General features: G+C 39.1%; 14 protein-coding genes. 4 read left to right on the forward strand and 10 right to left on the reverse strand.

What is annotated here, in order from left to right; translation table 11 throughout:
• Positions 1-102: 102 nt before the first annotated feature.
• Complete coding sequence (locus V7077_RS25175; RefSeq protein WP_335507057.1) at positions 103-906, forward strand: HAD family hydrolase; 804 nt, start codon at positions 103-105, stop codon at positions 904-906.
• A 105-nt stretch (positions 907-1011) separates the two neighbouring features.
• Here V7077_RS25175 and V7077_RS25180 read toward each other — a convergent pair whose 3' ends face one another.
• The 6 genes from V7077_RS25180 to V7077_RS25205 all read right to left on the reverse strand — a co-directional run bounded on the left by V7077_RS25180 (position 1012) and on the right by V7077_RS25205 (position 5939).
• Positions 1012-1179 (reverse strand): hypothetical protein, encoded by a 168-nt coding sequence (locus V7077_RS25180; RefSeq protein WP_335507058.1) that lies wholly within the window; start codon positions 1177-1179, stop codon positions 1012-1014.
• A gap of 179 nt (positions 1180-1358) precedes the next feature.
• Positions 1359-2051, reverse strand: a complete 693-nt coding sequence (locus V7077_RS25185; protein WP_335507098.1) for an LrgB family protein — start codon at positions 2049-2051, stop codon at positions 1359-1361.
• Positions 2051-2419 carry a CidA/LrgA family protein gene (locus V7077_RS25190; RefSeq protein WP_335507060.1) on the reverse strand — a complete coding sequence of 123 codons (369 nt, stop codon included), beginning with the start codon at positions 2417-2419 and terminating at the stop codon, positions 2051-2053. Before V7077_RS25190 ends, V7077_RS25185 begins: the two co-directional genes overlap by 1 nt.
• A gap of 135 nt (positions 2420-2554) precedes the next feature.
• Positions 2555-3433, reverse strand: coding sequence for a LysR family transcriptional regulator (locus tag V7077_RS25195; RefSeq protein ID WP_335507062.1), 879 nt, complete (start codon positions 3431-3433; stop codon positions 2555-2557).
• Between the two features lie 393 nt (positions 3434-3826).
• A complete protein-coding gene (locus V7077_RS25200; protein ID WP_335507064.1) occupies positions 3827-4621 on the reverse strand; it encodes an HAD family hydrolase in 795 nt (264 codons plus the stop codon).
• A 124-nt stretch (positions 4622-4745) separates the two neighbouring features.
• Positions 4746-5939 carry a glucose-1-phosphate adenylyltransferase gene (locus V7077_RS25205; RefSeq protein WP_335507066.1) on the reverse strand — a complete coding sequence of 398 codons (1194 nt, stop codon included), beginning with the start codon at positions 5937-5939 and terminating at the stop codon, positions 4746-4748.
• 387 nt (positions 5940-6326) lie between these two features.
• Here V7077_RS25205 and V7077_RS25210 point away from each other — a divergent pair, with 387 nt between their 5' ends.
• Positions 6327-7304: a ring-cleaving dioxygenase gene (locus V7077_RS25210; protein ID WP_335507068.1), complete on the forward strand. Its 978-nt coding sequence runs from the start codon at positions 6327-6329 to the stop codon at positions 7302-7304.
• Between the two features lie 52 nt (positions 7305-7356).
• On the opposite strand, the gene V7077_RS25215 is transcribed toward V7077_RS25210, so the two are convergent.
• The 3 genes from V7077_RS25215 to V7077_RS25225 all read right to left on the reverse strand — a co-directional run bounded on the left by V7077_RS25215 (position 7357) and on the right by V7077_RS25225 (position 10941).
• Complete coding sequence (locus V7077_RS25215) at positions 7357-8949, reverse strand: long-chain-fatty-acid--CoA ligase (RefSeq protein WP_335507100.1); 1593 nt, start codon at positions 8947-8949, stop codon at positions 7357-7359.
• 111 nt (positions 8950-9060) lie between these two features.
• Entirely contained in the window at positions 9061-10011 is a 951-nt protein-coding gene (locus V7077_RS25220; RefSeq protein WP_335507070.1) for an alpha/beta hydrolase, read from the reverse strand.
• A 177-nt stretch (positions 10012-10188) separates the two neighbouring features.
• Entirely contained in the window at positions 10189-10941 is a 753-nt protein-coding gene (locus V7077_RS25225; protein WP_215047685.1) for a GTP cyclohydrolase II, read from the reverse strand.
• 263 nt (positions 10942-11204) lie between these two features.
• Here V7077_RS25225 and V7077_RS25230 point away from each other — a divergent pair, with 263 nt between their 5' ends.
• Entirely contained in the window at positions 11205-11531 is a 327-nt protein-coding gene (locus V7077_RS25230) for a hypothetical protein (RefSeq protein WP_335507072.1), read from the forward strand.
• A gap of 66 nt (positions 11532-11597) precedes the next feature.
• Here the strand turns inward: V7077_RS25230 and V7077_RS25235 are convergent, their stop codons facing one another.
• Positions 11598-12320: a DsbA family oxidoreductase gene (locus tag V7077_RS25235; protein ID WP_335507074.1), complete on the reverse strand. Its 723-nt coding sequence runs from the start codon at positions 12318-12320 to the stop codon at positions 11598-11600.
• 577 nt (positions 12321-12897) lie between these two features.
• On the opposite strand from V7077_RS25235, the gene V7077_RS25240 reads away from it, so the two are divergent.
• Complete coding sequence (locus V7077_RS25240) at positions 12898-13614, forward strand: hypothetical protein (protein ID WP_335507076.1); 717 nt, start codon at positions 12898-12900, stop codon at positions 13612-13614.
• The last annotated feature ends 105 nt before the right edge of the window (positions 13615-13719 follow it).

A 13719-nucleotide genomic window follows, 5' to 3' on the forward strand; every position in this document is an offset into this window, starting at 1 on the left:
GCCTATTAGCTTACCGAAATTAATATTATTTCCGTTTGGCAGCCTGATTCTATATCTGATATAGTAGCTATATGTATAATGGAAAGGAATTATAGGACACCCATGAAATGTATTTCAATTGATTTAGACGGTACGTTATTAAATTCTAAGCATGAAATTACCGAAGAGAATGTGAAAGCCTTAAACGAACTGCAAGCACTAGGTCACTGCTTGATTTTAAACACAGGACGGGCTTATGCGGATGTCATAAAATTAGAGGCTGTTCAAAAGATAAAAATGCCTATTTTTTGTGTGAACGGTTCAGTATTATTCTCAGCAGACAGAGAGATTCTCTTTGAAGCAACCCTATCTATCGATGTCTATAAGGACATTTTTTCTATTTTAAATGAGATGGGTGTAGGAATCCTCGTTTACACAAATCACGGCGGCCTTCCTTCAACGCTCCCCCCATTGCACGATAAAAGTAAACAAGAGCTTGACCAGATTTTTAATGAATTTGATTATAGTCAGGTTCTTGAACTTAATGATTTAAAAATTTACAAACTAATAGCACTTGTTCACCCAGATCAACTAGCAAAGATTGACGAAGTTAAACAAGCATTAGCTGGGAAATTTCCAATCTCAATGGCGTCTTCTCATCCAAATAATCTGGAAATCACTTCAAATGAAGCTCATAAGGGGAAGGCATTATTGCGCTACCAAGACATGATGAACCTTAATTTTGAAGAGATTTTTGCCTTTGGCGATGGCGGTAATGATATCGCTCAATTTGAAGTAGCGACAACCGCAGTAGCCATGGGAAATGCCCCTATGGAAGTTCAACAAGCGGCAGATATGATTACGAAGACCAATGATGAGGATGGATTTGCTTATGCAGTCCGCCATCAGCTAGGGTTATTAGACTAAATACTGCTTTAGGGGGAACGGAATTTAGCCTTCCCCCAATTTTTATGCTACCAGCGGGTGGCTGATCAAACAAATTCAGCTAAAAAAGTACTGTCTGCCTTCGTGTTAATATCTGGTCAGTTGTTTCATAATCTCTCTTTTTCTCTCTTTATCCGAGATCCTCGTCAAATCAAGGGCTACTTCATGGCCTTTATGCTTAGAGCGTAAGATCTCCTTAATGGCATTTTTGATACTTTCCTCATTATCCCTGACAACAACCACATTTCGGAGCATTTATTTTCCTCCCCTGCCAGAATTCCTTTACAATTCAATTAAATTCGGAACAACCCCTTCATTCTATGTGTATACCTATTCATTTAGCCCTTCAAAACTACCATTTCTCCAGTTAATTATAACGACAAACATTAAAAAATATGGCCGCCATTTCACAAAAATGGCGGCCATCTGCTTTTTTATAATAGATGATGGAAATTCATTAAAGAAGGGATCAATAATGCTCCCCAAACTAAGGTAATCAAGGCTGCAAAAATCATGGCTAACGATGAAAAAGTAGCTTCTTGTTTTCCGTATTCCATTGCTTTATTCGTTCCAACACCGTGGGCTCCCATGCCTAAAGCAAGCCCTCTAGCAATAGGTGTTTTAATCGACAACCCTTTAATCACCGAAGGTCCAACAATACCTCCTACAATTCCCGTAATAATGACAAACACCGTTGTTAACGTTGGAAGACCGCCAATTTCCTTTGAAACCTCGATCGCAATCGGCGTCGTAATCGACCTTGGCAAAATAGAGATCATAAAATCAGCTTTCAGATGAAACAATTTTGAAAGCGCAAAGGTTGAAAAAATCGCCACCAGCGAACCACACGTAATACTAATAAGAATGGTACCAATATACTTTTTTATCACCGCTAAGTTTTTATAAATTGGCACCGCGAACGCAACGGTCGCAGGGCCAAGTAAATGAGTCAGCCATTTTGAAGCATGAAGGTATTGATTGGCAGATACATGTGTAACGGAAATCAGCACAATTAGCATTATAGGTGAAAGCAGCAATGGGTGAAAAAATGGCATGCTCCATTTTCCATATGCCTTTTTTGACAAACGATAAATAAGATACGTTGCGATTGTAAATACAATCATCATCAATGCTGCTCACTCCTTTTTCGACCACTCATTTTTTCCGCCGTTAAGGCCGTCATACCCATTACAATAATTGTACTAATTCCAATTAAACCAACAATTTCAGCGCCTTGTAAGCTTATGATTTCATCATAATTTACAATCCCAACTGCTGACGGGATAAAAAATAGCAATAGTTCTGCTAATAACCAGTTGGCCCCTTTTTCTACCCACTCCAGCTTAATGATTTTAAAGCAAAGTGCAAGAAATAAAAGAAACAGGCCAAACATCGAAGCCGGAATCGGAAGTGGAATCACTTCCTTAAGGGCAGTACCTAAAAATAAAAACACATGCAAACATAGTACTTGTAACACGATTACTCCAAGTTTCATCTTCATGACCCTTTCTATATACAAAAAAGAAGTAACATTCTTCTTTTTGCTTCACGAAATTAACTATAGAGTAATCCTACGCTCATAATTGCCATTCGTAAAATACATATTACGAATCATTTTTATAACTAAAAGTTATAATGGATCTTTTAAGATAAAGTCAATAAAGGTTCTGCCTGCATTCGAGATATATCGATCTTTTTTTGTAAGCACTGCCAAGCGCCACAGAATTTTTTGTTTAAGGTCAATAACCTCAATATCACTAGTAAAGACACGATTACAGATGGAATGCGGAAGGATCGTAATACCTAGATTAGCCGCTACCATCTCTGTCATGAGGTCCCATTGAGAGCTTTTAAACAAAATTTTTGGTTCAAATCCAGCAGCAATACACTGGTTCCTCATAATTTGATTGAGCGCAAACTCTTCGTGATAAAAGATAAACTCTTCATCCTTCAATTCCCCTATATCGACCACTTTTCGCCTCGCAAAACGGTGGTCTTTGTATACTACCAGCTTCATTTCCTCTTCGACGATGGGGTAAATATCAAACAGCTGCTCATCAATTGGCAGAACGGCTACACCAAGTTCGAACTCCCCTTCTTCTACACTTTTTACAACCCTTGCACCGCCATACTCCGTAATATTGAGTTCAATATTAGGGTAGGTATGATGAAATTTTGCCATCACTCTCGGAAAAAATAAGCTGCCAATAAATGGAGGCAGGCCGATATTTATCTGTCCTCTTGTTAAATTGGTCATATCATTAAGGGTGGTTTTCATTTCATCGAGCAGACCATTCATCTTTTGGGCATAGTCGAGCACCACCCTGCCTGCATCGGTTACGTCACTCGTTTTATTAGTTCGAATGATTAACGTCATGCCGAGCTCTTCTTCCAATGCCATAATCGACTTACTTAAAGCTGGCTGCGACAAATGCATGGCCTCCGCGGCTTTTGTTATACTTTTATGCTTCGCCACTTCAGAAAATAATTTAAGTTGTCTTAATTCCAAAAAGCTACACCTCATATAAGTGAATTCATAACTATTATTATAATCATAAATAAATGATTCATTTCACACAAAAAAAACCCCCACCTAAGTGGAGGGCACTGAAAAAGTCCCTTAAATGGAATTTGGCTGTTGATTTCCGCTCGAGTCGGCAAGCGGTTCGCGGGCGTGCCGGGATGCCTCTTCGGCGCTATAGCGCCTGCGGGGTCACCCCTGTCCCGTACTCCCGCAGGACTTTGAATTTGCATCCTCGAATCTGCAGTCGCACGAAGGAAATGCGATTGCATTTTCGAGGAGTCTTCGCCGCCTTCCGCTCCAACCTATAGGGTTCTTTTACTTAGTCTAAATTTAAAAAGGTTATAATTTATACGTTTTTGTTGTTACTTTAAGATTCGTTTATTTTTCCTTAAGTTCAGCTAAGATTGGGTAAAGTTCTTCCAAATGCTTAATTTCGTAAGTTGGAATTACTTCATTCCGCTCTTTGTCATGTCGGTTAATCCAAACTGTTTTAATACCGGCACGATTTGCACCTAATACGTCGGTCATCAGATTATCCCCTACCATAAGAACTTCATCTTTTTGTAATTCCATAAGGGATAGAGCATGCTCAAATATCGATGGATCAGGCTTTCCTCGTCCAAAATCACCTGAAATGACAATCTGGTCAAAATAAGGAACAAGTTCAGGTGTAATTTCTAATTTCGTATTTTGCAGCTCCGGTGATCCGTTTGTTAAAAGTAGAAGCTGGTAGTTACCTTTTAAAGAATCGAGAATTTCAAACGTTTCTTCGTACACAAACGGGCTCTTTCTCCGTTCCTCAGGGAAACGCTCTGCTAACACAGATCCAAAATCGGGGTCATCAATACCCATTTTCTTTAAGCCAACTGTCCAAGCATCCTTTCTATAGCTAGGAACGGTTACCTTCATTTTTTTAAAATCCTCGAGATTTTCATCTGAAAAATTGCCCCATAATCCTTCAAACGGATTGATCCCTATCATTTGTGTAAAAGGATAAAACTCGTAAGAAGAATACAGTTCTCTAGCTGCTTCACGAACAGATTCTTCCAGTTGATCCGCATTGATCCCATAACGTTCTTCTGCCTCCCTACACGTGGCGGCAAAAGCTTCCTTCACACTCTTTTGATCCCAAAGAAGTGTGTCATCTAAATCAAAAAATATTGCTTTTATCATTTTGAAACTCCTCTAGTAGATTTTTTTATAGTTTACCATTTTACCAGTTAAAAACAAAATATTTCTTCAATTTCACGTAAAAGAAAACGGGAAGTGACTCAGGCTCCACTTCCCGTTTTCTTGTCTAAGATACTACTGAAATCACCTTGTTTTTGCCGGAAAAATCTTGCAGAGTGGGGTTAATGATTTCATTATGACCCACGACCATTAAATGGGCATCAGCATTTTTAGAAATGATAATGACCCCATCCATAATTTGTGTTTGGCTCCCTACGACAGCATTTTCAATCCAGACATTTTCTCCAATAATGGTTTGAGGCAGGATAACGGCATTTTTGATCAGCGCTCCTTTTCCTACTTTTACACCACTAAACAAAACTGAATTTTCTATGGTTCCATATATTTCACATCCGTCGCTTACGATGCTTTGGTGCATCTTAGCACGCACATCCAAGTATAAAGGCGGTTCATCAGAATGGGCAGTCTGAATTCTCCAATCAGGGTTTTGCAAGAAGATATTCTTTTCACCTAATAATAAATCTAAGTTTGCTTCCCAATAACTATGAACTGTGCCTACATCCTTCCAATAATGATGAAAATAATAAGCATACAGCTGTAAGTGATCTCTTAGCATTGAAGGAATAATATCCTTGCCAAAATCTCGATTGCTAAATTCCTTTAGTTCCTCCCGTAGCAAATAATCTTTTAATATCGGCCATTTAAAAATATAGACGCCCATAGATGCTAGATTAGATGTCGGTTTATTAGGCTTTTCTTCAAAACTGGTTATTTTATAAGTCAACGGATCCGTCTTCATCAGCCCAAAACGATTTGCTTCCGCCCAAGGAACCTCAACTACCGCAATTGTACAATCTGCGTCGGTCTCCAAATGCTGGTCCAGCATGAGTGAATAATCCATTTTGTAGATTTGGTCGCCAGACACAACGAGAACATGGTCGGGATTAGATTGTTCAATAAATTCAATGTTTTGAAAGACAGCATGTGCAGTTCCCTCATACCATTCTACACCGGAGTCACTTCGCTGATACGGCGGAAGAATGGTCAAACCTCCATAAGGGTTGTAATGATTCCCATACTGACAACGGCCAAGATGAGCATGCAATTCGAATGGTCTATATTGTGTCAAAATCCCAACCGTTTCTATCCCGGAATTCCAGCAATTACTTAAAGCAAAGTCAATGATGCGGTACTTCCCACCAAAAGGCACGGCCGGTTTAACTAATGTTTTGGTAAGGAGATTTAGTCTTGTTCCTTTTCCACCAGCCAGCAGTAATGCAATCCACTTTTGTTTTTTCATTGTCTACCTCCTGCTCTTCATTTTTTCAAATTTTAGTTCGTGTAAGGTGATTTTCGTTCTACTTATACTTTTATTATCTCCGATTTTTTCCATTTTTTCGTTGTAGCTGTTACAGCTTTGTGAAGAAGTCAGGCTTTTTTATCGACAGAAAAAGAGCTGTACCACAGGAAATTGACTAGTATTGTCAGATTTTTAGATTTAAATAAAGAACATTTGTCTGTCATTTATAAGTGATTTATTTGACAAACCCTTTTTTCAATGATATATTTATCTCGAATTAAAGATATCTAGTTTTGAGATAAAATATCGGGATAATCTCAATAAAGAATGGAGTGGATTATCCCTAGAAGTGAATCATAATCATAAATTGAAAAGGAGCGATTATAAATGAACCATTTAAAAGGTATTCACCATGTAACTGCGATTACGAGCAGTGCCGAAAAAAATTATCAATTTTTCACTTATATTTTAGGGATGCGCCTTGTAAAGAAAACGGTCAACCAGGATGATATCCAGACCTATCACCTATTTTTTGCGGATGATCAGGGAAGCCCTGGTACTGATATGACCTTTTTTGATTTTCCTGGTATTCCAAAAGGTAAACATGGCACAAACGAGATTTACAAAACATCCTTCCGTGTACCAAGTGATGCTGCACTGGACTATTGGGTCAAACGATTTGACCGCTTAGAAGTCAATCATACTGGCATTAAAGAACAATTCGGGAAAAAGACATTGTCATTTGTTGATTTCGATGATCAACACTATCAATTGATTTCTGATGAAAGGAATGAAGGAGTGGCTCCCGGGACTCCTTGGCAAAAAGGACCTATCCCATTGGAATTTGCAATTACAGGACTTGGGCCTATTTTTGTACGGGTAGCTAACTTTGATTATTTTAAAGAAATGATGGAAAAAGTTCTTTTGTTCAAAGAAATTGACCAGGAAGGCTCATTTCATCTGTTTGAAGTTGATGAAGGCGGAAATGGAGCGCAGGTTGTGGTCGAATACAATGCGATTCTTCCACCAGCACAGCAAGGATTCGGAACTGTTCATCATGCAGCTTTCCGTGTAAAGGACCGGTCTGTATTAGATGAGTGGATTAACAGAATGGAAGGTTTTGGGTTCCAAACTTCCGGTTTTGTCGATCGTTTCTTCTTTGCTTCCTTGTATGTTCGTGTTGCTCCGCAAATTCTTTTCGAGTTTGCCACCGATGGTCCAGGATTTATGGGTGACGAACCTTATGAAACTCTAGGAGAAAAGCTTTCTTTACCACCATTCCTTGAGCCAAAACGTGAACAAATTGAAAGTTATGTCCGCCCTATTAATACAGTAAGAAGCACGATAGAATTCATTAAGGAATAGATAGACAAAAGCAGTGATTTTTTTTAAATCACTGCTTTTTTAATGAATCCTCTTAATTTACTTTCTTAGGGCCTTTCCAGTACATTTCACGGAGACGATATTTTTGCAGTTTACCTGTTGCTGTTTTTGGTAACGCTTCTACAAATTCTACTGCTTTAGGTGCTTTAAAGTGGGCCATGTTGCCTCGGCAGAACTGAATAATTTCCTCTTCTGTTACCGCTGCATCAGGTTTTAGAACAATAATGGCCTTTGGTACTTCTCCCCACTTTTCATCTGGAATCGCAATTACTGCCGTTTCTAAAACTGCTGGGTGCTTGTACAAAACACCTTCTACTTCTGTTGAAGAAATATTCTCTCCGCCAGAAATAATCAAATCCTTCGCACGGTCTTGGATTTCAATGTATCCATCTGGATGTGTGACTGCCAAATCCCCGGTATGAAACCAGCCGTCTCTTATTGCTGCAGCTGTATTTTGCGGGTCTTTGTAATAGCCCGACATGACGACATTGCCGCGGGTGACAATTTCACCTAACTCTCTTCCATTCCAGGCTACTTCTTCTCCGTCCTGACGAACGACCTTTGTTTCGCCATTAAAGGCAAGTTCAATCCCTTGTCTTGCTTTAATCGCTGCCTGGTCATCAGCAGATTTGATATCAAACTCTTGTTTCCATTCACAGTAAAGGATAAATGGGGAAGTTTCTGTCAGACCGTAAACATGAATCATCTTCAGTCCTAATATCTCCTGTGCCTTTTGAATCAGAGCCGCTGCTGGTGGTGCACCGGCTGTCGCCATGCGCGGATGTGTTTTCACTTTTATATCCTTGACTTTTGGTTCGTTTACTAACATATTGATTACGGTTGGGGCACCGCAAAGTAATGAAATCTTTCTGGTTTCAAAGAGATTTAGGATTAATGGAGGATCTACCTTGCGCAAGCAAACATGGGTTCCACCTGCAGCAGTTATCGCCCAGACTCCTCCCCAGCCATTTGCATGGAACATCGGCAATGTATGAAGATAAACATCATCATAGTTTACACCCAAGTGGTACATGAAATTAGCAGCATTCAAATAATTACTTCGATGGGTAAGCATAACACCCTTCGGATGAGAAGTGGTCCCACTAGTGTAGTTTAATGTAAGCAGCTGATTCTCATCTATTTCAACCACAGGAAAATCATCTTTTTTCGCGGCACGTTGAAGAAAATCCTCATAGTCAATTCCATTTAAAGTTGTTTCTTGTCCAGGAACACGCACAATAATGATTTGATCCAAAGCTAGTTTTTCTATTATCTCCTCAATAGGTTTAGTAAACTCCTCATCGACGATTAACATCTTCGCATCACTGTGCTTGATAATATACTCTAAATCTTTTGCTGATAACCGGTAATTTAAAGGGACCATTACCGCACCAAGCTGACAAATCCCATAAAAACATTCCAACATGTAATGGGTGTTAGGCAACATAACAGCTACATGCTCCCCTTCCCGTATACCTGCATGATATAAAGCAGTTGAAAGCTGATCGACTCGTTGTCCAAATTCTGCGTATGTAAATTCTTTCTCACCATCAATAACTGCTGTCTTTTTCGGATAATACTTGATTGCTCTCCGTTTCCAATCAAGTGGCGTTAGTGGTGAAAACATCATATCCACTCCTCTTATTATTTGTATATTCATATAATTTTTCATTTTATTTTTTTAGATATTTCAAAAAAACATATGCGTGTAAAGCATATGTTTTAAGTTGGAACGCTTTTATTTAATAGTGCTCTTGACTGGATAAAATACTTCTTTTAAGGCCAAGCCTGATTTTTCAAGAGCAGCCTTTCCAAGTCCTATGACGGAAGCCATGCTCATGAAACCATGAATCGTTCCATCATAACGCACTAACTCTACCCTTACACCAGCATTCTCAAGCTTTTTAGCATAAAGTTCTCCTTCGTCTCGAAGAGGATCATATTCGGCTGTAATGACAAGAGCTGGTGGAAGTCCGCTGAAATTTTCATATAATATAGGCGTTAAGAGTGGATTACCCTTGTCCTCTTCTTCCCCATTCGAATAACAGTCAAGAAACCATTCCATTGTTCCTCTTGTTAAAAAATAACCTTCTGCATTTTCGACCATAGATGGAGTTGGATCACCCCAAATGTTTGTTGCAGGATAAAGTAGAAGTTGGAAACAAATTGCCGGCTTCTGTTTGTCCTTAGCCATATTTGAGATAACAGCTGCAAGATTACCTCCCGCACTATCCCCGCCTACAGCAATTCTGTCTGGGTCCACTTGAAATTCATCCGCATGGTCAGACACATATTCTACTGCCGCGTAGCAATCGTAAACAGCAGCTGGGAATTTATGCTCAGGTGCTAATCGATAATCAACAGAAATCGTTACACAATTTGCAAGATTGGTTAATGCCCTGCAGATATTATCATGTGTGTCAATATTGCCGACAACCCATCCACCACCGTGGTAATAAATAAGTGCGGGGTAATTCGTTTGAGCTTCTTGTGGATAATAAACTCGAACTGGAATTTCCCCCTCTGGACCTGGGATTTTTCGGTCTTCCACTTTTCCTACCGGCTCAAGCTCCCCCTGGGGAAGCTGAAATGCTTTCCTAGCCAACTCAGGTGTTAACGTTTCTAATGGCGGTGTACCTAAAGAAGCTAAGTAATCAAGTAACATTTTCGTTTGTGGATCAAGCGACATCCTTTCGCCTTCTTTCCCGTGGAATAATCTTACATTTATTACTTCGCTATTCAGTTTAAATATCCTTCTCTATTTAGTAATCGCTTTCATTTTATTTTTCTACAAAAAAGAACTAATCTCTTTTTCAAAGATTAGCTCTGCCATCGTCATTTTCTAAGCCATGTTATTGATAGACCTTTAGTCATTACAACACGTGCCCTCTTCGTTTAAATGACCAGATTTATTGATTTTGGTCTTCAAATATTTCTCGTTGTATTCTGAAATATCTCCCCATAACGATTCCCTGCCCGAAACCTCTAGTCCGGCATTCTTTAATGCTTTAAGCTTTTTAGGATTATTCGTGATTAATGAAACTGGTTTAGCGCGCAATGCTTTGAGGACGAGAATAGCATCTCCATAATTTCTAGAATCATCAACAAAGCCAAGGGCCTCATTAGCCTCAACTGTGTCATAGCCATTCTCTTGAAGAATATAAGCCATCGCCTTGCTAAAAAGGCCAATTCCTCTTCCTTCGTGGTTTGCTAAGTAAAATAATGCCCCCGTTCCGTGGTCTGAGATCATTTTCATGGATTGCTTTAATTGGAAACCACAATCACATCGCTTACTTCCAAAAATATCTCCTGTATGGCAAATAGAATGAAACCGGATAATTGCATCGTCTCCATATTCAAAATCCCCATAGGCTAGAACACTTGATTGCTGAAATTCCGCTAAATTAACCGATGATAATTTATCAATAATTCGTTGAAAATCTTCTGTTACTTCATCACAATTTAGCCAGCAATACCATTTAAACACAACCGTTTCACCATACAAATTAACAGGCAGTCGGATAGGACCAACTAAATAAATAGCCCCTTTATCTGTTTTAATTAATTGAATTTTGTCTTCCAAAACCGAAATCACTTTCGCATCAAGTGTTTGCTTCAAATTTAAGCACTCCTTTTTAGCATAGTGTTTAACTACAGCCCCATTGGCATTCTTGGAAGATTTCTCTAGAAGGTGACAATAGTAGAAATGGTGTCAGGCACCATTTTTACTATTGTCACCTTTTTTTCCGCGTTTAGGCTTTTGTCCCAAACATGGACATTCTTTGGTACGTAAATTGGTAAAAGAAGAGTGGGTCAGGTGGGAAAATGTTCTATTTTAAATTATCGTACTCTCTTTTCTAGCTTGTAAGGAGGTGCAATATAATGAGTGGTTTTTCATCTGAAGAAAGCGAAAATAAGTCAGAAGATTTAAGACGGGGCGGCTTTGGTGATTTTATGTTTAGGCCCCTCTTTCATCATCATGAATCCTCATCCAGTGATAGCAGTTCAAGTTCAAGTTCAAGTTCAAGCTCAGGGCATCACAGTTCTTCCGAATCACCTTCTGGTTTCGAGAAGACTCCGACTAGAGAACATCCAAGAAACTGTGGAAAATCAAAATGGCAGAACTCAGCTAACGGCAATACCCAAACGAAAATCTGTTGGGATGATGGAAACATGTGGGAATTCAGAAAGAGAAGAAGACCTAGATGAGGTGTAACGAATAAAAACGGGAGAGGATATATTGAGCCTTTCCCGTTTTTATACTGAAAACTCTATTTATTCTTTTTCAGGAATCATACAGTTCCCATCTGCACAACTGACATCCTGCTCAGTTGAGAGATCCTGAAACATCGGTTTAGGTGCTTCTTCCTCCCAAACCTTTTGTAAGGCACCCTTAAACGTCTCAAGCGGCTGTGCTCCAGATATTGCGTACTTTGAATTAATAACAAAATACGGTACCCCGCCAATTTGATATTGCTGGGCTACTGCCTCATCAGCACGAACTTCATTGGCAAACACAGATTTATCCTGAAGAACATTTAACACTTCTTGGCGGTCCAACCCTGAGGTTTCTGCAAGGTCTGCTAATGTATCAAAATCCCCGATATCCTTTCCCTCTATAAAGTAAGCCTGTAACAATTTTTCAGATACTTCGGCCGCTTTTCCTTTAGTTTCAGCAAACTTTGCTAGACGATGGGCATCAAAAGTATTAGTAGGCTTCATATCATCAAATTGATACGATAAACCTACCGTTGCGGCCTGTTGACCAACATTCTGGTTAGCTTGTTTTGCCTGTTCAACACTCATCCGATACTTTTTGGCAAGTACGTCATGAATACTTTCCCCGTTGTACGAAGGTGAATTTGGGTCAAGTTCAAATGCTTTAAATTCTACTTCTACCTGATCTTTATATGGAAATTGTTCTAACGCCAGTTCTAAACGGCGTTTTCCAATATAACAAAACGGACATACATAATCTGACCAAACTTCAATTTTCATGTCTACACCTCGATTTTCATTGGTTACGTACATCGTATCATAAATAGTGTAAAATCCAATACAAAGTGCTCATCCTTGTCACCAGGCTCCTATTCCTTGAAAACGGTTGATTTTACCTATAAAAAAGGTAAAATTAACTAATATTTTCAATTAAGCTTCGGAGGTGCTTCGCCAATTAAAAATGAATATTGCCTATGGATTATTCTTTGGACTGGCCGGCAATCCAGAAAGTGCAGTCTTTAGCATTAGGGAAACTGAACATCACATATACCTTACTGATAGTCTCCAATACAGCATCCCAGCCATTATGTTGATTGTTGTCCTTTGGGCATTAAAATACTATAAGGTTAATAATAGCGATAATTCTTCTAATTTTGATACTCATAGCGTTAGTTAGTCTGATTTTCGATAAAACGGCCTAAATTTCATTTACAACCTAGGGGTGTGTGAATCAAATAGAAACAACTGTTATTAAAAAAACATAAGGCTTGCCCTCTATTATTAATGCCAAATTAGACATAAATAATGAATAGTTGGTAATAATAACCTCGATAACCTTGAGAGGATGGGATGTTTGATGTCGTTAGAATGGTTTGACAGAGTAAGTGCTGAATTGCAGGATCACCTAGAGTCTATTTGTGAAGAATATGATCAAGTTGGTCAAATGACAATTGAAAGAGCTGCCAAACATCCAAGGATTGAGTTCTTTGTGGATACAGCAGATGTAGACACAGAAGAACTCGACCGTGAATATTTCTGCACCCTTTTCTTTGATCCGCAGAATGAAGAGTTTTACGTCGATAGCTTCGATGTTGACAGTGGGCATACGGCGAAAATCATCCTTTCAGATATTGAGGAGATTATCGATGAAGTACATGCTAGTCTTCATGACTACATAAATGGAGATGACCATTATACAGATGATGGGGTCTACCTTCAGTCAGAGGAAGAATTTGATGAAGAAGAATGCGAGACCGCTGAAGACGACATGGACGAAGAATATTATCAAGCAGAACAAGTTAATGAAGATGATATTTTTGAGGAAATTGATGTTGAATGGTCCACACCTGAAGTAACGGCTTTCAAGCACGAAGACGAAGTGGAAGTAACCTATCAGTTTGGTGTTGTTCAGGAAACAGGTGATGGTGTGCTAAAACGAATTAACCGGATATGGACTACTGAAGATGAATTGATCAAGGACGAATCCCACTTTATTTTTAGCAAAGAAGAAGCGTCCACGATAATCGCCATGATTGCCAGCCACATGGACCAATTAAGCGAGTTTGACTTTTAATTAAAATAATCTAAAACGCATGGTATGTTGCCATGCGTTTATTTTATCGAAGTACAATATAGAAGGGCTGGGATGGTCGAGTCTGAATAATGGACTACCACCTTA

It is taken from the genome of Neobacillus vireti, assembly GCF_036962465.1.
GTDB classification, from domain to species: Bacteria; Bacillota; Bacilli; order Bacillales; family Cytobacillaceae; genus Neobacillus; species Neobacillus vireti_B.